This is a genomic window from Pseudarthrobacter sp. As-47 (assembly GCF_058215595.1).
Window position 1 is genome coordinate 656,227 of sequence record NZ_CM177088.1, and the last position, 20,784, is coordinate 677,010.

Below are 20,784 nucleotides of genomic sequence, written 5' to 3' on the forward strand. Positions count from 1 at the left end.
TGCAGCTTCAGGAGGCGCGCGCCAGCTGCCGGATGGGAATCCAGCGGGACGCCAGGCGGCGGTAGGCTGCAGCAGCGCCGGTCATGTCGCCCTCCGCGAGGCACTCGATGCCCAGCCTGATGTCCATGGGGGATTCGTCCGGGTACACCTTGTCCGCCACAGCACCGTAATCGAGCTCCACCATCGAGTCCACGTGGAACATCTCAAGCCACTCGGTGAGCTGGGCAAGATCGTCCAGCATGTCCAGGTCCGGCGCCGCCAGGGCCAGGTTGGCCACCGCGTAGCGGGCACGCTCCAGGGCCTCGGTGATGGTCGCCCACACCCGTACTGTGACGATCCGCCCCCCGGACTCCACAACGTCCTTGTGGTCCGACTCCATGAACAGCGAGAACCAGCTGAACGGGATTCCCCACGTGGATGCCCGGGTGTGCACGCGGGTTGAGCCGTCGCGGGCCTTTACCTGGTCAATCCGTTCCTGGTGCTTGTCCCGCTGTTCCTCGGGGATCAGCAGTTCCGCCAGCGGGCCGTGGATGCCCTCCATCAGTGCGTTGGCGGCCAGGCCGGCGCGCAGCACCAGCTGGCTGGGGCAGTACAGCAGCACAGGCTCGGCACCGGCTCCGTCAGCGGATGGTTCGCTGTCACTCCCTGCGACAGGTGCCGGGGCGGTGGTGACGCGCACCAGGTCTGTGCGTCCGGTGGGGAAGGGGTCGCCTCCGGAGCGCGTGATGCGCCCCAGGGAGGCAAGCAGTTCGGCGTTTTCGACGGCGGCGCGGGAGGCGGCACGTGCCCCTGCCTCCCGGATCGCCTGGCGTTGCTCTTCGGGGAAGGCCTCCAGCGGTTCGTAGACGCGCAGGGTTGACGAGAACGGCAAGCCGGCCTGGCCCCGGTAGAGGTTTCCGGTCACGACGGCCTCCTTGCGTGGGTCCAGGTCGCAGTCATCAGTCCGCCAGTTCCACCAGCACGGGCGCGTGGTCCGAAGCGCCCTTGCCTTTACGCTCCTCGCGGTCGATCGAAGCGCCGGTGACGCGCGCTGCCAATGCCTGTGAGGCCAGCACGAAGTCGATCCGCATGCCTTCCTTCTTGGGGAAGCGCAGCTGGGTGTAGTCCCAGTAGGTGTAGACGCCCGGTCCCGGTGTGTAGGGACGCACCACGTCGGTGAAGCCTGCCGACTCGAAGGCGTGGAAGGCGGCGCGCTCCGGCGGGCTGACGTGCGTGTACCGGTTGTTGACGAAGAGGTCGATGTCCCACACGTCCTCGTCGAAGGGCGCTATGTTCCAGTCACCCATTAGGGCCACCTGGGCACCCGGGTCCTGCGTGACGAGCTCCTGGGCGTGGGTCTTCAGGCTCTCCAGCCACTTGAGTTTGTAGGGCATGTGTTCGTCGTCCAGGGAACGGCCGTTGGGGACGTAGAGGCTCCAGATGCGGATTCCGGCGCAGGTTGCTGCCATGGCGCGGGCTTCCTGGACCGGGTCCTTGCCCGCCTTGCCGAAGGAGGGCTGGTCCAGGAACGTCCGCTCAACGTCCTCCAGCCCCACGCGGGAGGCGATGGCAACCCCGTTCCACTGGTTTACCCCGAAGTGGGCCACCTCGTAGCCCATGCGCTCAAAGAGTTCCCACGGGAAGTTGTCGTCCTTGCATTTGGTCTCCTGGATGGCCAGGACGTCGCAGTCGCTGCGCTGAAGCCAGGCTTCAACGCGGTCGGCGCGGGCACGGAGCGAGTTCACATTCCAGGTAGCTATCTTCACAGTTCCTAACCTACCTTGAGCGCCGGAAATGCGGACCCGGAAGTGCCGCCGAAACGGGGCACAACGGCGCGGACACACCGCCGCACGCAGCTCCCTTCGGCCGGGCCAGGCCCCAATGTGCCCCGGCACGGCGGAGCCTGCCATGTGGCTGGGACTGCGGAACAGGGACGGAGCGGGGCCTGGTGGAAGTTAGTAGGAAGTCCGAGTATATTCGCAACCAGAAATGACCTGGATCACATGCGAAGGAGCGTGCAGTCATGGTCCGTGAACTCTCCCACTACATCAACGGCCAGCATGCGGCAGGCCTGTCGGGCCGCTTTGGCGACGTCTTCGACCCGTGCGCCGGCCAGGTCCAGGCGCGCGTGCCGCTTGCCGGCCGGGATGAGGTGCAGAACGCTGTTGCCGTCGCGGAGAAGGCGCAGGTGGAGTGGGCGGCCATGAACCCCCAGCGCCGGGGGAGGATCCTGCTTAGGTTTGTAGACCTGGTCAACCGGGACTTGGACGCGCTCGCCCGGCTGCTGTCCTCCGAACACGGGAAGACACTCGCCGACTCGAAAGGCGACATCCAGCGGGGCCTGGAGGTGGTGGAGTTCGCCGCCGGGGCGCCGCACCTGCTTAAGGGAGAGTTCTCCAGCGACGCCGGACCGGGGATAGACATCCACTCGCTGCGCCAGCCGCTGGGTGTCGTCGCCGGCATCACCCCGTTCAACTTTCCGGCCATGATCCCGTTGTGGAAGTCCGGCCCTGCCCTGGCCGCAGGCAACGCCTTCATCCTGAAACCCTCCGAACGGGACCCCTCGGTACCGCTGCGCCTGGCCGGGCTGTATACCGAAGCGGGCGTTCCGGACGGGGTGTTCAACGTGGTCAATGGCGACAAGGAGGCCGTGGACGCGTTGCTGGAGGATCCTCGCGTCAAAGCGGTGGGCTTTGTGGGTTCCACCCCGATTGCCCAGTACATCTATGCCACGGCCGCCGCCCACGGAAAGCGGGCCCAGTGCTTCGGCGGGGCCAAGAACCACATGGTGATTATGCCCGACGCCGACCTGGACCAGGCGGCGGACGCCCTCATCGGCGCCGGCTACGGCTCCGCCGGGGAGCGCTGCATGGCCATCTCCGTTGCCGTGCCCGTGGGGCAGGAAACGGCGGACCGGCTGGTGGCCAAACTCCTGGACCGCGTCGCAGCCCTCAAGGTGGGCCACAGCCTTGACCAGGCGTCCGACTTTGGCCCGGTGGTGTCGGCCGATGCCAGGGAACGCATCGAGGGCTACATCCAGGCGGGGGCTGACTCCGGGGCCACGCTCCTGGCGGACGGCCGGGGACTCAGTGTGCCGGGACATGAGGACGGCTTCTGGGTAGGGCCCACCCTTTTCGACCACGTCACCACGGACATGGCGATCTACCGCAACGAGATCTTCGGTCCTGTCCTGTGCGTGGTCCGGGCGGCAGACTACGACGAAGCGCTCGAGCTCTGCACCAGGAACGAGTTCGGCAACGGCGTGGCCATCTTCACCCGGGACGGTGACGCCGCCCGCGATTTCGCCACCCGCGTGGACGTGGGCATGGTGGGGATCAACGTCCCCATCCCCGTGCCCATCGCCTACTACACGTTCGGCGGCTGGAAGGCGTCGGGATTCGGCGATTTGAACCAGCACGGTGCGGACGCTTTCCGCTTCTATACCAAGACCAAAACGGTGACCACGCGGTGGCCCTCGGGAATAAGGCACGGAGCCAGCTTCGTGATGCCGGAAGGAAGTTGATGACGCACAGCGCACCGCAGGGCACGGCTGATACAGGGGTTTCAGTGGACAGCCGGGAGGTGCTGTTCGAGCGCCGCGGCCGGCTGGGCGTCATTACCCTCAACAGGCCCAGGGCGGTTAACGCGCTCACGGCCGGCATGGTGGGGCAACTTTTGGAGCAGCTCACCGCCTGGGCGGACGACGACGGCGTTGCCACGGTGCTGGTGCAGGGCGCCGGAGACCGGGGCCTTTGCGCCGGCGGCGACATTGTGGCCATCTACCGGGACATGCTGGAGGGCGGGGAACGGACCGCGCGTTTCTGGGCAACCGAGTACCGGGTCAACTCCCTGATCGCCCGTTATCCCAAACCTTACGTGGCACTGATGGACGGGCTGGTGCTGGGCGGCGGCGTCGGAATATCCGCCCACGGGTCCGTGCGGGTGGTTACCGAACGCACCCGCACGGGGATGCCGGAAACCACTATCGGCTTCGCGCCCGACGTCGGCGGGACGTTCCTGCTGTCCCGCGCCCCCGGTGAGACCGGAACCCACGCAGGCCTGACCGGCGCACACCTGGACGGAGCGGATGCGCTGTACCTCGGCCTGGCCAGCCACTTCGTCCCGTCGGAAAAGCTGCCCGCCCTGGTGGCGGCGCTGGAACACGAACCAGCGGAAGCCGCCGTCGGGCGTTACAGCACGGAAGCTCCGCCCTCGGCGCTGCAGGAACAGCGGGACTGGATTGACGCCTGCTACTCCGCTGATGACGCCGGTGACATCGTCCGGCGCCTGCGGGGCTACGAGGGCGGGGGCAGGGACAAGGCCTCGCAGGCGGCAGACGCCATCGAGGCGAAATCGCCCACGTCGGTGAAGGTCACGCTGGCCGCCCTGCGCCGCGTGAAGGGCCGGACCCTGGATGAGGCGCTGGCGCAGGAGTACAGAACGGGCCTGCGGTTCCTGGAAGCGCCGGATTTCCGGGAGGGCATCCGGGCGCAAGTGGTGGACAAGGACCGGAACCCCCGCTGGAACCCGGCCACCCTGGCGGACGTGGCGCCGGAGCAGGTGGAGCGCTTTTTTGAGCCCCTGGGGAGCCGGGAACTGGACCTTCGGGGCGTGGACCCGCAGCTAAAGGAGCCTGACCATGACTGAGAAATACACTGTCGCCTTCCTGGGCCTCGGCCACATGGGTGGTCCGATGGCCGTGAACCTGGTCAAGGCGGGCTATGCCGTGGCGGGCTTCGATGTGGTGCCGGCGGCCCTCGACGCCGCCAAGGCCAGCGGCGTCCCGGTTGCAGCTGGTGCTGTTGAAGCCGCCTCCGGGGCTGATGTTGTCCTCACCATGTTCCCCAGCGGCCGGCACGTCCTGGAGGCCTATCGTGGCTGGGAGGGGCAGTCCGGGCTGCTGGCGGCGGCGAAGCCCGGGACCATGTTCCTGGACTGCTCCACGATCAACGTGGACGAGGCCAGGGAAGCAGCATCCCTCGCCATCGAGGCCGGCCACCGCTCCGTGGATGCGCCGGTTTCCGGCGGGGTGGTGGGAGCCGAGGCAGGCACCCTCACCTTCATGGTGGGCGGGGACGCTGCGGACTTCGAGGCGGTGCAGCCGCTGCTGGACGTGATGGGCAAGCGCGTAGTCCACTGCGGCGGCCATGGCGCGGGCCAGGCCGCAAAGATCTGCAACAACCTGATCCTTGGGGTCTCCATGATCGCGGTCAGCGAGGCGTTTGTCCTGGGGGAGAAGCTGGGCCTGAGCCACCAGGCGCTCTTCGATGTGGCCTCCGCGGCTTCTGGACAATGCTGGGCCCTCACCACCAACTGCCCGGTGCCCGGCCCCGTCCCCACCAGCCCGGCCAACCGTGACTACCAGCCGGGTTTCGCCGGGGCCCTGATGGCCAAGGACCTCTCATTGGCCGTCAACGCCCTCAACAGCACCGGGGTGGCTGCCCGGATGGGCCCGCTCGCCGCGGAAATCTACGGTACGTTTGCAGCAGGGGAGGGCGCGGGAAGGGACTTTTCCGGCATCATCACCGACATCCGCGACATGTCCGGCCGCCCGGCGGGCGGCGGACCAGAGAACTCAGCAGGCAGTGCGCCACAGAGCGCAGCGCAGGACGACGGGAGCCCGGAGTGACGGAATACGCGAACATCCTTGTGGAGCAGCGGGGCCGGGTGGGCCTGGTGACACTGAACCGCCCGCAGGCACTGAACGCCCTGAACAAAGCCACCATGGAGGAACTGGTGGCCGCGGTAAAGGCGATGGATGCCGACCCCGGGGTGGGGGCAGTTGTTATTACCGGCTCCGGCAAGGCCTTCGCGGCCGGCGCCGACATCAAGGAGATGGCGGCGCAGGGCTACATGGACATGTACGCCGCCGACTGGTTCCGCGGCTGGGAAGACTTCACCAGGCTGCGCATCCCCACCATCGCGGCCGTCACGGGATTTGCCCTGGGCGGGGGCTGTGAACTTGCCATGATGTGCGATCTGGTCATCGCCGGAGACAACGCGAAGTTCGGACAGCCGGAAATCAACCTTGGCGTCCTGCCCGGCATGGGCGGCTCACAGCGGCTGACCCGCGCCGTGGGCAAGGCCAAGGCCATGGACCTGATCCTTACGGGGCGGTTCATCGGGGCGGAGGAGGCCGACCGCTGCGGCCTGGTGTCCCGGGTGGTACCCGCCGAGGACGTGGTGGACGAGGCCCTGAAGGCCGCCGACGTGATCGCCTCCAAGTCCAGGCCAGTGGCCATGGTTGCCAAGGAAGCCGTGAACGCCGCCTTCGAGACCGGGCTCGCCCAGGGGGTGCTGTTCGAACGCCGGCTGTTCCACTCCCTCTTCGCCACCGAGGACCAGAAGGAAGGCATGGCGGCGTTCACGGAGAAGCGCCAGCCCGAGTTCAGGCACCGGTAGGGGCCAGCGCCCTCCGGTAGGCGTCGACGTCCGCTGCCAGCTCCTCCGCCATGAGGTGGTTGTTAATGACGACGGCAGTCCAGGCGGCAGCGGCCGCCGAGGCCAGCACCTGCGCCTTCAGGTCCGTGACATTGCCTGCCGCCCAGACACCGGGGACGGGCGTGCCGCCGTCGGCATCCGTTTCAAGGAAGGTTCCCGCTCCGGACGGATGTTCGGACGGGGCCAGGCCAAGGCCGGCAAAGGCTTCCAGCCGGGCATGGGCGCGCGGGCCAACCACCAGCGCCTCCACGGCAATCTCCGGGCCTCCGGCCAGGGCGACTCCGCGCAGCCGGTCACGTTCAACCCGGACGGCTTCGGCAGCCCCGTCCACCACCCGGATCCCGCGGGCCGCCAGTTGCTCGGATTCGGCTTCAGACGGGGCAACCCTGTTGTTCAGGAACAGCGTAATGTTGCTGCTCCACTGCCGGAAGAGCAGGGCCTGGTGCACCGACCACGGGCCGTTCCCCAGGATGCCGATGGCCTGGTCCCGCACTTCCCAGCCGTGGCAGAACGGGCAGTGCAGCACGTCCCTGCCCCAGCGCTCACGCAGCCCATCGACCGCGGGCAGCTCGTCCGTGAGCCCGGTGGCAATCAGCAGGCGCCGGCCGCGCAGCTGCGTGCCGTCGTCGAGCGATATTTCGAAGCCCTGCGCCAGGCCGCCGGCGGCAGCCACGACCCTGCCGTTGACCACGGCAGCCCCGTAGCTCTCAGCCTCCGTGCGGGCGACAGCAAGGAGCTCACCAGGGCTGATCCCGTCGCGGGACAGGAAGCCGTGGACACCTGCGGCAGGGGCATTGCGCGGTTCCCCGCCGTCCACCACGGCCACGGAACGGCGGCTGCGGCCCAGCATCTGGGCCGCACTCAGTCCGGCAGCGCCGCCGCCAACAATCAGGACGTCATGGAGTGTTTCGAAGTTTTCAGTCATGGCTCCAATGCTGCTGCGTTCCCGTCAGGACTGGCAAAGTATTTTGCCGGAATGGCAATATGGTGCCATGGATACAGGAGCAGAAAGCGGCAGGGAGTCGGGAACGGACGCTGTGCTTGCGGCGGTGGGGCCGCGCCTCAGGGCGCTCCGCCTGGCCCGGGACATCACCCTGTCAGCAGTGGCAGACGCCACCGGTATCTCGATGAGTACCCTCTCCAGGCTGGAGTCCGGCCATCGCCGCCCCAACCTCGAGCTGCTGCTGCCCCTGGCGAGGGCCTATCACGTCCCGCTTGATGAACTGGTGGGTGCGCCCGCAACGGGAGATCCCCGGGTCCACCTGCGGCCCATCATGGCGCGGGGGATGACCATCATTCCGCTCACCCGGAAGCCGGGCGGCATCCAGGCCTACAAGCACATCCTGCCGGCCGGGCCGCTGGACCAGCCCAACCCGCAGGTACACGAAGGCTACGAATGGCTGTATGTCCTCAACGGAAAGCTCCGTATGGTGCTGGGCAGCCAGGACCTCGTTTTGGGCGCGGGGGAGGCCGCCGAGTTCGATACCCGCGTCCCGCACTGGTTCGGCCGGGCGGATGGAAAACCGGTTGAGTTCCTCAGCCTTTTCGGCACCCAGGGGGAGCGGATGCATGTCCGTTCCCGCCCGTCCTGAACCTGGTCCAGCTTTTTCCCAGCTGCGTAAGGTAGACAGGACGGGACGGCCGGAAGCAGATGGGGAGTTCTATGTGGGGAATGGCGGCAGGCGCTGGCGGCTCAACTGACAATTTGACCGGCCTGGTGGGCGTTGCTGCCCGGACCATAGAGCACATGGGTGAGTGGGGCGTCGGTGCTTTTACCCTCGCCGAAACGGTGGTTCCGCCTATCCCCAGCGAGGTGATCCTTCCCCTGGCCGGCTACCTCGCCAAACAGGGTTCCCTGCAGCTGATCCTCGTCTTTGTGACCAGTACCCTCGGGGCCTACCTCGGTGCCCTGTTGCTCTACTGGCTGGGCGCGAAGCTGGGCCTTCAACGTTCCATCCGCGGGCTGTCCAGGCTCCCCCTGGTGGACCAGGAGGACTTCGAGAAAGCGGCGGGATGGTTCCGCCGCCACGGCAGGTCCTCCATCTTTTTCGGCCGGCTGCTCCCCGGTGTCCGCAGCCTGATCTCCCTCCCGGCCGGAGCATCCGGGATGCCCCTGGCCACCTTCAGCGTGTACACCCTGGCGGGCAGCGGACTCTGGAACGGGGCCCTGATCGGCCTCGGGTACCTGCTGGGCACCCAATACCAGTTGATCGAGCAGTACTCCAGGTTCCTGAACTACGCGGTCTACGCCGCGCTGGGCGTGACGGTAGTCCTGCTCGTGGTGCGGCGGCTCAAGCGGGAAAAAGTCCGCCGCTGACGGGCCTATCCCGCAGGCCGCCCGTCATGCCCCTGGCCAGGCGTTACTCCTCGAAGTCGCCGGCGTTCCGGCGGAAGGATCCCAGGATGCGGATCAGGTGGTCCACGTCGCCGGGATCAAACCCCGGGGCGCTGAACACCTCGGCGTTGAGAGCCGCCGTCGAGCTCTTCGCCAGGGTGCGCCCCGCGGTGGTGAGCTCAATCAGCGTGGTCCTGCCGTCGGTGGGATGCGGGGACCGGTCCACCAGGCCTGCGCGTTCAAGCCGGTCCACGGCATTGGTGATGGACGTGGGGTGGACCTGGAGCAGTGCGCTCGCCTTGTTCATGGGCAAGGAGCCTTTCCTGGCGAAGCTCAGGAGTGCCAGGAGTTCATAGCGGGCAAACGTCAGCCCGAACGGTTTGAGCGTGGACTCGATCCTGGCCAGCAGGATCTGCTGCGTCCGCATGATGGCGGTGATGGCAGCCATGGGGGCCGCGACGTCCGCCCAGCCATGGTCCTCCCAGTTCCGCCGGGCTTCGGCAATGGGATCGCGGGACAGTGGGGTACCCATCGAACACCTTTCGTCCGAGTGATGCGCATCACTCTTTTATGAGCGATGTGAATATACTAGGACATCCAATGGTTGGGCGAAGCGGAGGTGGGTGCCGGTGGGTCCCGAAGGACGCGGCGAATCGCCCCCCTTTCCCGACGCCGACCTCATGTACGTCGTGGACCTCCTGGCAGGGCCTGAGCGGGAGCGGTACCTCCGCGTCCGTGAATTCCTGCAGGACCATGTGCGGGGGCAATCCATACCGTACTGGAACCGCGAAGAGTTCCCCTTCGGCCTTCTGGCGGAGATGGGCGTATACGGACTGGGTGCCCTCCAGGTGGATGGCAGTTCCGTCCTCCTCAAGGGCCTGATGTACGTGGAGCTGGCCAGGGCGGACGTGTCCCTCTCCGCCCTCACGGGCATCCACAATGAGCTGATCGTGGGAACCATCAAGGAGCTGGGATCCGAGGAACAGAAGCTCCGCTGGCTGCCGGGCCTTGAGGCGTTCACCAGCCTTGGCGCGTTCGCGCTGACTGAACCGGACCATGGGTCCGATATCTCCGGCGGACTCGAAACGTCAGCCAGGCTGGACGGCGCCGAATGGGTCCTCAACGGTGCCAAGCGCTGGATCGGGGCAGGCACCATCGCCGACTTCGCCCTGGTCTGGGCACGCGACGTGGAGGACCTGCAGGTCAAGGCCTTCCTGGTGGAGGCGGAACGGCCCGGCTACACGGCTGCAAAAATCTGCAACAAGATCGGCCTGCGGATCATGCAGAACGCGGACATCACGCTGAAGGACGTGCGGATTCCGGCGGCCAACCTGCTGCCCGGGGCCACATCCTTCGCCAAGGCCAACGACTTACTGCGGGACTCCCGGGCCTGGGTGGGCTGGCAGGCCGCCGGAATCCAGCTCGCCGCGTTCGACATAGCCCGCTCCTACTCACTGGCGCGCCGGCAGTTCGGCAAGGAGCTGGCACAGTTCCAGCTGGTCCAGCAGCAGCTTGCGGACATCCTGGGGAACGCCACGGCCTCACTCGCGCTGATGGTACAGCTGGCACGTATCCAGGAGGAGGGAAAGCTGGAGATGGCACAGGCAGCCCTGGCCAAAGCCACCACCACCAGGCTTGCCCGCGCGTCGGTGGCCATGGGCCGTTCCCTGCTGGGCGGCAACGGCATCAGTGCCGACTTCGAAATGGGCAAGCTGTTCGGCGATGCAGAAATCCTGTACACCTACGAAGGCAGCTACGAGATCAACTCCCTCATCGTGGGGAGGGCCGTAACCGGAAAGTCGGCGTTCGCCTAGAGGCGCTTCTCCGCATAAGCCAGCAGTGCATCCCGCACAAAGCCTGCTCCTTGCATGCCGCCATAATTGGCCGCGAACCGGGCATCGGCAACGTACATCTCCGCCAGGCCCACAACATACCCCTTGATGTCTCCGCCGTCCTCAGCGGCAGGGGTGCCGGGAATGGACGTCAGCCACTCAATGTGCCGCCGCGCCAGGTCCTGCGCTTCGGGACCGGCAGGGGAAAGCCCTGAACCTGCAGCGGCGATCCAGTCGCTGCCCAGCTTCTCAGCGCGGGACTTCCACTCCCGCTGTTCCGCCGCACCCATTCCACGCCACCAGGCGTCGCTTTTCGCATAGGAGTCCTTGCCCCAGCGCTCTTCCACCTCGTCCTTGTACTGCGTGTGGTCGAAACCGTCGAACATCTTTTCCGCCACCATGTCTCCTCCGCCTTTCACTGTTTCGATTGTTTGCCGGACGGATGCCATCTGCCGCGCGAGCCGCTCCTGTTCCTGCGCTAGCCATTCCAGGTGCCGGCCCAGGGCCTGGACGGGATCCGCCTGCTGCTGGAAGACTTCGGCAATAGCCGGCAGGCCAAGGCCAAGCTCCCGCAGCAGGAGGATCCGTTGCAGCTGCAGGAGGGCGTCGCCGTCGTAGTAGCGGTAGCCGTTGCTGCCCACCCGGCTGGGCTTCAGCAGGCCAATCTCGTGGTAGTGCCGCAGTGTACGGCTTGTGGTGCCCGCCAGCCGTGCCACGTCCTGGATGGACCAGTCAGGGCCGGTCTTGGCATCCGTTGCTTCCATGGTTTGAGCGTAGGGGTTGACGCTGCGTCAAGGTCAAGCAGGCTTTTCCGGGAAACCGTGACCGCGCGGACGGCGGCGGCCGGACCGGTTCCTGGCCTGCGCAACGAGGCGGCTGAAGGCGAAAACAAAGACGGCCTCGATGGCCAGCATCAGACCCACGAGCACCCATTGCCCCCGGGCGGCGAAGACAATGCAGCCGGTCAGCGCCAGGACAGTTCCCAGCGCAAGGGTGTAAATGGCGAACCCCACCGCGACGCGCGCGCTGCGGACACCGGTCCGGAACCCGAAGCCCAGAGGTTCACCGCCAGGGTGCCCGGGAACGCGGTCGGGCACGGCCGGCCCCAGTTTGTCGAACTCTTCCCAAGGGTCCTGGTCCTGTCCCGTCACTCTCCGATTGTCCCAAATTTCAGAATCCGAAGGGTGGTGCAGCGGCGGGCAGCAGCCGGGGAAGCAAAACAGCGGCCCCTCCAGCAAAATGCTGAAGAAGCCGCTGCAGGATACCGCGTTCCGCCGGCACTGCCGGCGGTCACCTAAACCTTAGAGCGGGCGGATGTTCTCCGCCTGCGGGCCCTTGGGGCCCTGGGTCACATCGAATTCAACCTTCTGGTTCTCATCGAGTGAGCGGTATCCGCTGCTGGCGATTGCCGAGTAGTGGGCGAAAACGTCAGCGGACCCGTCATCGGGGGCAATGAAGCCAAAACCCTTTTCGGCGTTGAACCATTTAACTGTGCCTGTTGCCATGGCTGCATTCCTTCGTGTGACTCTGATTCTCTCCCCGTGCCATCGGCCCGGAGTGCGAGGAGAACGTCCCCCGCAGTCCCCAACGTACGGGGCGCAGGCCGCGCTTGCAAGGGTTGTGCAACATTTGGCGAGGTCAGCGCATCCCTTCGCGGCGGATGGCGGTGGCAATCGCGGCCGCCCGGGTGTCCACCCCAAGCTTGGCGTAGATGTGGGCAAGATGCGTTTTCACCGTGGCTTCGGAGATAAAGAGGCGCCGGCCCAGTTCACGGTTGCCCAGCCCTTCCGTCAGGAGGCTCAGCAGTTCGGCTTCGCGCGGAGTGAGGATTTCTTCAGGGTTGCGCAGCTGCTGGAACAGCCGCGATGCCACCGGCGGGCTCATGACGCTCTTGCCTTCGGCAGCACCACGGATGGCAGTAAAAATTTCTTCCGGCGTGGCATCCTTCAACAAATACCCCATGGCGCCGGCGTCCACGGCCCGCACAATATCGGCATCGGAGTCGTAGGTGGTGAAGACGAGGACCGCCTGGCCGCTGTTGCGCTCGCGGATTTTCCGGATTGCTTCGATCCCGTCCATTCCGCTGCCCATGGCGAGGTCCATGACCACCACGCCAGGGGAGTGCTCCCGCACCCGCTCGAGCGCTTCTTCCCCGGATGCTGCCTCTCCGATGACCTCCAGGTCGGGCTGTGTGCCCAGGAGGGCCCGCAGCCCGCTCCTCACTACGAGGTGGTCGTCCACCAGCAGGACGGTGATTGAGCTCATGCCGGTTCCCCCGAAGTGAACTGTATGGCGGAGGGCAGGGGCAACTGGGCGGCAACGATGGTCCCTTCCCCGGGCGAGCTTTCCACGGACAGGGTGCCGCCCAGCTGTTCCACCCGCTGGCGCATGGCCCTCAGCCCGTACCCTCCCGCGTCCGACGGCGGTGCTGCCGCCGCCGGATCGAAGCCGGTGCCGTCGTCGTAAACGTCCAGGGTGACCCCCTCTGGAAGAAACCCCAGGGTCACGGTGGCGGCAGTGGCTGACGCATGAAGCTTGATGTTGGAGGCGGCGCTTTGCACGACACGGAGCAGGGCATGGCGGAGCTCCGGGGGCACGGGGCGCGGGTCCCCGGTGACCAGGAGCCTGGCCTCCGGGACATACTGCCTGGCCGCGAGGAGCAGGGCCTCGGACAGCGGAGACCCGTCCAGCCCCGGGGAGGCGAGCTCGTGCACCAGGCTGCGGGTCTCGGACAGATTGCCCCGCAGCAGTGCAGTGGCACGGCGGAGATCAGCCCGCGCCGCATCTCGTGGCCAGGCCCGCCCCGCGGCCTCGAGCAGGAGCAGGCTGCTGGCCAGTCCCTGGGTGACGGTGTCGTGGATTTCCCGGGAGACCCGTTCCCGCTCGGCAATGGTGCCCGCGCGGCGTTCGCTGGCTGCCAGCTGTTCCTGCGCCGCGGACACCTCGGCGTGCAGGCGGCGCTGCTCCTCGGCGTCGTGCTGGATCCGGTCATAGATGAGAGTCAGCATGGCGCCCACGGCCAGCGGGCCAAGAAGCATGGCGAGGTCCGTGCCGTTGCTCATCCGGAACAGTCCGGCCGCCGTGGCAGCGGCGGTGATTCCAGCGGCCGCGTACGAGGCGGCACCGGCCAGGGCGCTGCGGCTGAGGAAGAAGAGCGCAAACGAGCACCAGGCAAAGCTCGGAGCTGCAATCACCAGCACTGCCCAGACCGCCACCAGGGCGAACATCCAGGGCGCGCCTGGGCCTCCGCGCCAGCCGAGCACGGCCACGGCGGCATAGAGCAGGCTCGCTGCGGCTGCCAGGCCCAGGATCATCAGGTTGTCGGCCGGGCTGTGCCGCATCACGTAGCGGACCAGCGAGGCCACCAGCAGCACGGCGAAGCCCAGGTGCACCGCGGTTTCGATGCTGCCCAGGCCGGTGCGGGGTGCACTCCGCCGGGGTGTGGTTTCCGGGGCGGCAGCGGTGGCCGGGGCAGGGCCGGCGGCTCGGGTAGGCATGGGATGTCCCGTTCTGGCTGGTGGGAAACGCTGCCTTCCATGCTATTGCCCCCGCCAATGCTGGTCTCTCAGCCATTTGGCTGATACGGCTGGCCATTGGGGGGAGGCCACTGCAGACGAAGGCCCGATGCCGGGTGCCGCCGCCCCCGGAAGGATTGGTGCGTACCCACCATCACCTCCAAGGAGACACTGTGAAGAAGTCGCACAAAGCCTTTGCCGCCGCCGCTGCCGGCGCCCTCGTCCTGACCGCAGGAGCGACGGTGGCAGCCAACGCCGGGACCAGCCCCGCTCCGGCAGCCGTCCCCGCCGTCGATGTCCAGCCTGCGCCCGAAACCGTGGTGCAGCAGAACCGCATCAGCGTTGGGGCATCGGACACAGCAGTCAGCGCCGCCCTGGCCAAATGCCAGGCTGACAAGCTGCCCTTCGTCACCGTCGCTCTGGTGGACCGCTTCGGCACCGTCCAGGCGCTGCTCCGCGGTGACAACGCAGCCGAACACACCATCGAAGCGGCCAAGCAAAAGGCGTATACCGCTGCCGCTTTTGGCGCCCCCACCAGTGAACTGGCCAAGCGCATCAACGGCACCGGCCCTTCCATCGCCGACCTCCCCGGCACCCTGTTCCTGGCCGGCGGCGTCCCGCTGAAGGTTAACGGCGTCTCGGTGGCAGGCATCGGCGTCGGCGGTGCTCCGGACGGTGCGCTGGATGAAGCCTGCGCCACGGCAGGGGCGGATGCCGTCGCCGGAACTGCCAAGTAGGCTCCGCGTATGAGGCGATTCAGGACTGCCGTGATGCTTGCCGCCGCGGGGTTGTTGCTCAGCGCCTGCGGCTCCGGTGCACCGGAGCCGCAGGCGGTTGAATCCTCGCCCGCCACGGCATCCAACAGCCCCCGGCCCGCTCCCGAACAGCCCCCGGTGGAGGTGCCCGCCCCGGCACCTCCACCGGCACTGTCCGCCACGGAACAGGAGCAGCTTGACCGGGAACTCATTGCCGCCGCCAAGGCAAACAACGCGCCACTGGTTGCCGGGCTGATCGGGCGGGGCGGCAACGTCAACGCCAGGGACGCCATCCAGGACTCCGCGTATCTCTTTGCCGGAGCCGAAGGCTTCAATGAGGTACTCCGGCTGACATTGGCGGCGGGTGCGGATGTTGCCAGCACCAACCGCTACGGCGGGACGGCCCTGATTCCCGCCAGCGAGCACGGTCACGTGGAGACGGTGCAGATCCTGATCGCGGCCGGGGTGCCCGTGAACCACGTCAACAACCTGGGCTGGACGGCAATGCAGGAGGCCATCCTGCTCAACAACGGCGGCCCGCGGCAGCTGGAGGTGGTGCGCCTGCTCCTGGAGGCCGGTGCCGACCCGGACATCCGCGATCCGGAGGGCCGAACCGCCCTCCAGAATTCGGAGCGGCTGGGTTTCGCGGAGATCGCGGCCCTGATCCGGTCCCGCAGCTAAAACTGCCCGGTCTAGACGGCCTCGAGGATGCTCACGTAGTTGGCGATGCCCACTCCGCCCATGTTCTGGACTGCGGCCCGGCGGGGGGTGGCAAGCTGCATGCCGCCGGCGGTTCCGGTGAGCTGCATCGCCGAGATGACGTGCTGTGACACTCCTGTAGCGCCCACCGGGTGGCCCTTGGCCTTCAGCCCGCCCGAGACATTGATGGGCAGCTTGCCGTCCTTGAAGACCCAGCCTTCGTCGATGGCCCGGGCTCCCTGGCCCGGCGCGGTCAGGCCCATGGCCTCGTACATGAGCAGTTCGGCGATGGTGAAGCAGTCGTGCACTTCGGCGAAGTCCAGGTCCGCCAGTTCGACGCCGGCCATCCCCAGCGCGCGCTGCCAGGACACGCGGGTGGCGGCGAAAGCGGTGGGGTCCCGGCGGGCCGCCGGAAAGAAGTCGTTGGCCTGGCCGAACCCGGCGAGGCGGACCGGGGCAGTGGCGCCTCCCGTAGGGGACACGGACAGCACGACGGCGGCGGCGCCGTCGGACACGGGGGAGCAGTCGGTGCGGCGCAGGGGATCGGCAACCATGGGGTTCTTGTCCGACACGGTGCGGCAGAACTCCTCGCCGAGGTCCTTGCGGAGCTGGGCATAGGGGTTGTCCACGCCGTTACGGTGGTTCTTCGCGGCGATGGAGCCCAGGACGTCACCCAGGTTCCCGTCGCCGTACCGCTTCCCGTAGTGCTTGGCCACCTCGGCGAAGAGCCCGGTGAAGCCGGTGGTGGATGCTTTGCCGGCCATGTCGTAGTCCGCACCCAGCAGCCCGGCCCCTACGACGTCGGCCCCGGCATGCGTCATCTTCTCGGCGCCGATCACCAGCACCGTCCTCGCCGTGCCCGCGAGCAGCGATTTCGTGCCCTGCTGGAACGCGGCGGACCCTGAGGCGCAGGCATTCTCCACCCGCGTGGCGGGAACGTTGGCCAGGTCCGGCGAGACCTGCAGCGCCAGCGAGGACGGGAAGGCGAGGGGCATCATGCCGGAGTTGAACTGGCCCACGTAGATTTCATCGATCTGCCCGGGCTCAATACCCGCGCCGGCAATGGCCTCGGTGGCCACCTGGACGATCAGTGACTCCAGGGTCTCGTCCGCCAGCTTGCCGAAGCGGCTGTGCCCCCAGCCGGTGAGCAGGACGTCCTTTCCGAACTGTTCCTGCAGGCTCATGCCGCCACTTCCTTGTTGTCCAGTTCCACGGTGAACCCTGTTCCGGTCTTCTCCCGGATCTCCTCCACGGTGACCCCGGGTGCCAGGCGGGTGAGGGTGAGTTGCCGCCTGCCGTCGTCGTCCTTGACCAGGTCAAACACCGCGAGGTCGCTGATGATCCGGTCCACGCAGTTCAGCCCGGTGAGCGGCAGGGTGCACTCCGTCACGATCTTGGCCGTGCCGTCCTTGGCATTGTGCTCGGTAAGGACCACCACGCGCGGGGTTCCGGCCACCAGGTCCATGGCCCCGCCCATGCCCTTGACCATCTTGCCGGGGATGGTCCAGTTGGCCAGGTCGCCCGCTCCGGACACCTGCATGGCGCCCAGGATGGCAACCTTCACGTGGCCGCCGCGGATCATGCCGAACGAGGTGGCGGAGTCGAAGATGCTGCCGCCCGGGAGTACGGTGACCGTCTGCTTGCCGGCGTTGATCAGGTCCGCGTCCTCCTCGCCCTCGTAAGGGAAGGGGCCCATACCCAGCAGCCCGTTCTCGCTTTGCAGGACCACGCGGACGCCGTCCGGCAGGTTGTTGGCCACCAGCGTTGGGATGCCGATGCCCAGGTTCACGTAGTCGCCGTCGTTCAGTTCCTCGGCCGCAATCGCGGCCATTTCATCCCTGGTCCAGGCCATGGGGTTCTCCTTTGTCGGTAAGTAGGGGGAGGGTCAGGCCGGCACGGCTTCAGCCGCTGTACGGCGTGAAGCCGGACGCACCGTACGCTGCTCAATGTCCTTGACCCGGTCCCGGGCCTGCACCAGTCGCTGCACATACACGCCGGGGGTGACGATGTGGTTGGGATCCAGGTTGCCCGGTTCCACAATCACTTCGGCTTCGGCGATGGTCAGGAGACCGGCGGTGGCAACGACGGGATTGAAGTTCCGGGCGGTGTAGCGGTAGATAAGGTTTCCGTCCGTGTCTGCGGTGTGCGCATGGACAAGCGCGACGTCGGCGCGGATGGCGCGCTCGCGGACGTACGTTTCGCCGTCGAACACCTCGTGCGGCTTGCCTTCGGCAACGAGGGTGCCCACTCCGGTCCTGGTGTAGAAAGCGGGGATGCCGGCTCCGCCGGCGCGGAGCCGTTCTGCCAGGGTGCCCTGCGGGGTGAACTCCACCTCCAGCCGGCCGGCCAGGTACTGTTCGGCAAACAGTTTGTTCTCCCCAACATAGCTGGCGATGACCTTGCGCACCTGGCCCGCATCGATGAGGATGCCCAGGCCTTTGCCGTCCACGCCCATGTTGTTCGAGACCACCGTCAGGTCCTTCGCTCCGGAGTCCCGGACGGCCTCTATCAGATCCGCGGGGATCCCGCTGAGGCCGAACCCGCCCACAGCGAGTGTCATGCCGTCCCGCAGGACGTCCTCCAAGGCAGTAGCGGCAGTGGACTGAAGCTTTGTCATGACTCTCCTCATCGAGCATCCGGCCTTATCCACTTTGTGGACAAGGAGTCTGGAAGTGGACACTATGAGGGATTGAACGGGGTGTCAAGACGCATCAAATGACCCAAATAGGGGCCCTTTCACACTGTGGACGGTACGATAGGGCCCATCCATATTGTGGACATTAAAGGGGAAAAATGAACTCTATGCCAGTGCAGGGAGCCCAGGTGGTGAGCCGGATTGCAGCGTTGTTACGGCTCGTGGGCCGGAGCGCGGAAGGCATGGCGCTCGCCGGCCTGGTCAAGGAATCCGGCCTCACCCGGCCCACCGTGCACCGCCTCCTCTCCTCGCTAGCCTCGGAGGGGCTCCTGGACCACGACGCCGTCTCCGGCAACTGGGTGCTGGGTCCGGAGATCCTTTTGATGGGATCGGTGGCATCAGCGCGGTTTCCCCTCGAGGACATCGCCCGGCCCAGCCTCCGCCGGCTTGCCGAAGCCACCGGCGAGAGCGCCTTCTTTTCCATCCGCCGCGGCTCCGAAACCGTGTGCCTGCTGCGGGAGGAGGGCAGTTTCCCGGTGCGGTCCTTCGTCCTGCACGAGGGGGTGCGCTTCCCGCTCGGCATTGCCTCGGCGGGCGCGGCGATCATGGCCTTCCTACCGGAAGCCGAGCAGGAAGAGCTGCTCGCCCGCTGGGCGGAGCATGCCGGTTCCTTCGCCGTCTCCCACACTGTGGAGCGGGTCCGGGCCAACCTTGCCCAGGCCCGGCTGGCGGGCTACTCGGTTAATCCGGGCCTCGTCCTGGAAGGGAGCTGGGGAATGGGCGCAGCGGTGTTCGATACCTCCGGCAGGCCCGCCTGGGCGCTCTCGCTGACAGGCATCGAGCCGCGCTTCAAGCCCGAGCGGCAGGCGGAACTGGGCAGCCTCCTGATGGCCGAGGCGCACCGCATCACCCAGCAGCTGGGCGGAGCGGGGGAGAAGCGGCGCCCGGCCCGCTGAACCCTACAGCCCGGCGCGGGGCTCCGTGGAACCCTGGTGCTTCCACCAGGTATCAAAGATGGTGACCGGAACAGTGCGCTTGTGCCGCGTGCGCAGGTACTTTTCCTCGATGGACGCAGCCGCGGATTCAGGCACGTCCCGGCCTTCGAGGTAGTCGTCGATCTGGTCGTAGCTCAGGCCGAGTTCGTCCTCGTCGGTGCGGCCCGGCCTGTCGTCCAGCAGGTCCGCCGTGGGCACCTTTTCCCAGACCCGGGCGGGGGCGCCGAGCTCGGCCAGCAGGGCACGGTTCTGCCGCTTGTTAAGGCCGAACAGGGGAAGGATGTCCGCGCCGCCGTCGCCGTACTTGGTGAAGAAGCCTGTCACGGACTCTGCGCCGTGGTCCGTGCCGATGACCAGGTAGTTATGCTCTCCCGCCAGGGCATACTGGGCGATCATGCGGGTGCGTGCCTTGGTGTTCCCCTTGTGGAAGTCGGAGATTTCCGAGCCCACGGTCTTCTCGAACTCATCCTCGAACCCGTCCACGGCAGCCGAGATGTTGAACGTCCACTGGGTCTTGGGCTGGATGAAATCCAGGGCGGCCTGGGCATCCTCCTCGTCGTGCTGGACGCCATATGGCAGCCGTACCGCCACGAAGTTTGCCTCCACCCCTTCGGCCTCGAGTTCTTCCACCGCCAGCTGGGCCAGCTTCCCGGCCAAGGATGAGTCAAGTCCGCCGGAAATGCCCAGGACGAAGCCCCTGGTGTGGGTGGCCTTAAGGTAGTCCTTCAGGAATGTGACGCGTTTGCGCACCTCCCCGGCGGGGTCGATCCGGGGCTGGACGCCCATTTCCTCAATGATCTTTGCCTGGAGTTCGCGCATATGGTCCAGACTAGCCAGCAGCGGCGACGGGCCTCAAGCATCCACACCGGCTTGCCCGCACTAAACTGGAGACCATGACTTCCCCCAGTGACACTGCAGTGGATACTGCAGCCGCCCGCGCCCGACTGCTGGAACTGATCAAGGAACTCGCCGTGGTCCGCGGCAAGGTAATCCTGTCCAGCGGAGCCGAGGCTGACTACTACATCGACCTCCGCCGGATCACGCTGCACCACGAGGCCTCCAGGCTGGTGGGCCGCGTGATGCTTGCCCTGGCGGACGACGCCGGCATCGACTTTGAGTGCGCCGGCGGGCTCACCATGGGCGCGGACCCGGTTGGTACCGCGGTGATGCATGCCGCCGTGGACGCCGGGCGGACTGTCGATGCGTTTGTGGTCCGCAAGGCCCAGAAGTCCTACGGCATGGGCCGCCAGGTGGAGGGCCCGTCCGTGGAGGGCCGCAACGTCCTGGTGCTGGAGGACACGTCCACCACAGGCGGCTCCGCGCTGACGGCGGTGGAAGGCGTCCGGAAGGCCGGAGGCAACGTGGTGGCCGTGGCCGTCATTGTGGACCGGGACACCGGAGCCAAGGAAAAGATCGAGGCCGAGGCCGGCGTGCCCTACCTGTTCGCGTTCGGCAAGGACGAGCTCGGCCTGTCCTGAGCCGCGTTCGTCACCACGGTGCTTAGGTCCGACGGGCCGGCTGCGGCGGCCGCCGGCCCGTTGGACCGCAACGCGGGGCTGTTCTATCATTTGCGATAACCCCTCTTCCCGTACGGAGAA

The 20,784-nt window shown here is 67.0% G+C and carries 24 protein-coding genes; 11 read left to right on the plus strand and 13 right to left on the minus strand.

What is annotated here, in order from left to right:
* Positions 1-7: 7 nt before the first annotated feature.
* Both AC4BCK_RS03135 and AC4BCK_RS03140 read right to left on the minus strand, forming a co-directional pair.
* The gene (locus tag AC4BCK_RS03135; protein WP_363956395.1) at positions 8-904 is read right to left on the minus strand and encodes a DUF8083 family protein; all 897 of its coding nucleotides are present in this window, start codon (positions 902-904) and stop codon (positions 8-10) included.
* Between the two features lie 34 nt (positions 905-938).
* Positions 939-1,745, minus strand: coding sequence for an exodeoxyribonuclease III (locus AC4BCK_RS03140; protein WP_174179448.1), 807 nt, complete (start codon positions 1,743-1,745; stop codon positions 939-941).
* 257 nt (positions 1,746-2,002) lie between these two features.
* On the opposite strand from AC4BCK_RS03140, the gene AC4BCK_RS03145 reads away from it, so the two are divergent.
* The 4 genes from AC4BCK_RS03145 to AC4BCK_RS03160 are packed head-to-tail and all read left to right on the plus strand — an operon-like array spanning position 2,003 to position 6,381.
* On the plus strand, positions 2,003-3,502 hold the full coding sequence (locus AC4BCK_RS03145; protein WP_363956398.1) for a CoA-acylating methylmalonate-semialdehyde dehydrogenase: 1,500 nt from the start codon (positions 2,003-2,005) through the stop codon (positions 3,500-3,502).
* Entirely contained in the window at positions 3,502-4,626 is a 1,125-nt protein-coding gene (locus AC4BCK_RS03150; RefSeq protein WP_363956401.1) for an enoyl-CoA hydratase/isomerase family protein, read from the plus strand. Before AC4BCK_RS03145 ends, AC4BCK_RS03150 begins: the two co-directional genes overlap by 1 nt.
* Entirely contained in the window at positions 4,619-5,608 is a 990-nt protein-coding gene (mmsB, locus tag AC4BCK_RS03155) for a 3-hydroxyisobutyrate dehydrogenase (protein WP_363956404.1), read from the plus strand. Before AC4BCK_RS03150 ends, mmsB begins: the two co-directional genes overlap by 8 nt.
* A complete protein-coding gene (locus AC4BCK_RS03160) occupies positions 5,605-6,381 on the plus strand; it encodes an enoyl-CoA hydratase (protein WP_363956407.1) in 777 nt (258 codons plus the stop codon). The genes mmsB and AC4BCK_RS03160 overlap by 4 nt, the downstream gene beginning before the upstream one ends.
* On the opposite strand, the gene AC4BCK_RS03165 is transcribed toward AC4BCK_RS03160, so the two are convergent.
* Positions 6,368-7,345, minus strand: coding sequence for an NAD(P)/FAD-dependent oxidoreductase (locus AC4BCK_RS03165; RefSeq protein WP_363956410.1), 978 nt, complete (start codon positions 7,343-7,345; stop codon positions 6,368-6,370). The two genes, AC4BCK_RS03160 and AC4BCK_RS03165, sit on opposite strands and share 14 nt — an antisense overlap.
* A gap of 67 nt (positions 7,346-7,412) precedes the next feature.
* On the opposite strand from AC4BCK_RS03165, the gene AC4BCK_RS03170 reads away from it, so the two are divergent.
* Both AC4BCK_RS03170 and AC4BCK_RS03175 read left to right on the plus strand, forming a co-directional pair.
* The gene (locus AC4BCK_RS03170) at positions 7,413-8,012 is read left to right on the plus strand and encodes a helix-turn-helix domain-containing protein (RefSeq protein WP_364274070.1); all 600 of its coding nucleotides are present in this window, start codon (positions 7,413-7,415) and stop codon (positions 8,010-8,012) included.
* A 71-nt stretch (positions 8,013-8,083) separates the two neighbouring features.
* Complete coding sequence (locus tag AC4BCK_RS03175; RefSeq protein WP_174179461.1) at positions 8,084-8,737, plus strand: DedA family protein; 654 nt, start codon at positions 8,084-8,086, stop codon at positions 8,735-8,737.
* Between the two features lie 43 nt (positions 8,738-8,780).
* Here AC4BCK_RS03175 and AC4BCK_RS03180 read toward each other — a convergent pair whose 3' ends face one another.
* Entirely contained in the window at positions 8,781-9,287 is a 507-nt protein-coding gene (locus AC4BCK_RS03180) for a MarR family winged helix-turn-helix transcriptional regulator (protein ID WP_174179463.1), read from the minus strand.
* Positions 9,288-9,435: 148 nt separating this feature from the next.
* Between AC4BCK_RS03180 and AC4BCK_RS03185 the strand changes: the two genes are divergently transcribed.
* Entirely contained in the window at positions 9,436-10,569 is a 1,134-nt protein-coding gene (locus AC4BCK_RS03185) for an acyl-CoA dehydrogenase family protein (RefSeq protein WP_472531745.1), read from the plus strand.
* Here AC4BCK_RS03185 and AC4BCK_RS03190 read toward each other — a convergent pair.
* The 5 genes from AC4BCK_RS03190 to AC4BCK_RS03210 form a co-directional block, all read right to left on the minus strand.
* A complete protein-coding gene (locus AC4BCK_RS03190; RefSeq protein WP_490566569.1) occupies positions 10,566-11,351 on the minus strand; it encodes a MerR family transcriptional regulator in 786 nt (261 codons plus the stop codon). The genes AC4BCK_RS03185 and AC4BCK_RS03190 overlap by 4 nt on opposite strands.
* A 33-nt stretch (positions 11,352-11,384) precedes the next feature.
* Positions 11,385-11,738, minus strand: a complete 354-nt coding sequence (locus AC4BCK_RS03195) for a hypothetical protein (RefSeq protein WP_363956419.1) — start codon at positions 11,736-11,738, stop codon at positions 11,385-11,387.
* A 150-nt stretch (positions 11,739-11,888) separates the two neighbouring features.
* The gene (locus tag AC4BCK_RS03200; protein ID WP_013599688.1) at positions 11,889-12,092 is read right to left on the minus strand and encodes a cold-shock protein; all 204 of its coding nucleotides are present in this window, start codon (positions 12,090-12,092) and stop codon (positions 11,889-11,891) included.
* Between the two features lie 133 nt (positions 12,093-12,225).
* Entirely contained in the window at positions 12,226-12,852 is a 627-nt protein-coding gene (locus AC4BCK_RS03205) for a response regulator (protein WP_174179469.1), read from the minus strand.
* Positions 12,849-14,084: a sensor histidine kinase gene (locus AC4BCK_RS03210; protein WP_490566570.1), complete on the minus strand. Its 1,236-nt coding sequence runs from the start codon at positions 14,082-14,084 to the stop codon at positions 12,849-12,851. Before AC4BCK_RS03210 ends, AC4BCK_RS03205 begins: the two co-directional genes overlap by 4 nt.
* A 191-nt stretch (positions 14,085-14,275) precedes the next feature.
* On the opposite strand from AC4BCK_RS03210, the gene AC4BCK_RS03215 reads away from it, so the two are divergent.
* Together AC4BCK_RS03215 and AC4BCK_RS03220 are read left to right on the plus strand one after the other, a co-directional pair.
* Positions 14,276-14,839 (plus strand): GlcG/HbpS family heme-binding protein, encoded by a 564-nt coding sequence (locus tag AC4BCK_RS03215; RefSeq protein ID WP_310111779.1) that lies wholly within the window; start codon positions 14,276-14,278, stop codon positions 14,837-14,839.
* 9 nt (positions 14,840-14,848) lie between these two features.
* Positions 14,849-15,538, plus strand: a complete 690-nt coding sequence (locus tag AC4BCK_RS03220; protein WP_310111777.1) for an ankyrin repeat domain-containing protein — start codon at positions 14,849-14,851, stop codon at positions 15,536-15,538.
* An 11-nt stretch (positions 15,539-15,549) separates the two neighbouring features.
* On the opposite strand, the gene AC4BCK_RS03225 is transcribed toward AC4BCK_RS03220, so the two are convergent.
* The 3 genes from AC4BCK_RS03225 to AC4BCK_RS03235 are packed head-to-tail and all read right to left on the minus strand — an operon-like array spanning position 15,550 to position 18,173.
* A complete protein-coding gene (locus tag AC4BCK_RS03225; RefSeq protein WP_174180910.1) occupies positions 15,550-16,740 on the minus strand; it encodes an acetyl-CoA acetyltransferase in 1,191 nt (396 codons plus the stop codon).
* Entirely contained in the window at positions 16,737-17,408 is a 672-nt protein-coding gene (locus tag AC4BCK_RS03230) for a CoA transferase subunit B (RefSeq protein ID WP_174180912.1), read from the minus strand. The genes AC4BCK_RS03225 and AC4BCK_RS03230 overlap by 4 nt, the downstream gene beginning before the upstream one ends.
* A 33-nt stretch (positions 17,409-17,441) precedes the next feature.
* Positions 17,442-18,173, minus strand: a complete 732-nt coding sequence (locus tag AC4BCK_RS03235) for a CoA transferase subunit A (RefSeq protein ID WP_174180914.1) — start codon at positions 18,171-18,173, stop codon at positions 17,442-17,444.
* 176 nt (positions 18,174-18,349) lie between these two features.
* Between AC4BCK_RS03235 and AC4BCK_RS03240 the strand changes: the two genes are divergently transcribed.
* On the plus strand, positions 18,350-19,147 hold the full coding sequence (locus AC4BCK_RS03240) for an IclR family transcriptional regulator (RefSeq protein ID WP_364320089.1): 798 nt from the start codon (positions 18,350-18,352) through the stop codon (positions 19,145-19,147).
* 3 nt (positions 19,148-19,150) lie between these two features.
* Here the strand turns inward: AC4BCK_RS03240 and nadE are convergent, their stop codons facing one another.
* The gene (gene nadE, locus AC4BCK_RS03245) at positions 19,151-20,005 is read right to left on the minus strand and encodes an NAD(+) synthase (RefSeq protein WP_174180925.1); all 855 of its coding nucleotides are present in this window, start codon (positions 20,003-20,005) and stop codon (positions 19,151-19,153) included.
* 74 nt (positions 20,006-20,079) lie between these two features.
* Here nadE and pyrE point away from each other — a divergent pair, with 74 nt between their 5' ends.
* The gene (gene pyrE / locus AC4BCK_RS03250) at positions 20,080-20,664 is read left to right on the plus strand and encodes an orotate phosphoribosyltransferase (protein ID WP_174180927.1); all 585 of its coding nucleotides are present in this window, start codon (positions 20,080-20,082) and stop codon (positions 20,662-20,664) included.
* Positions 20,665-20,784: the final 120 nt, after the last annotated feature.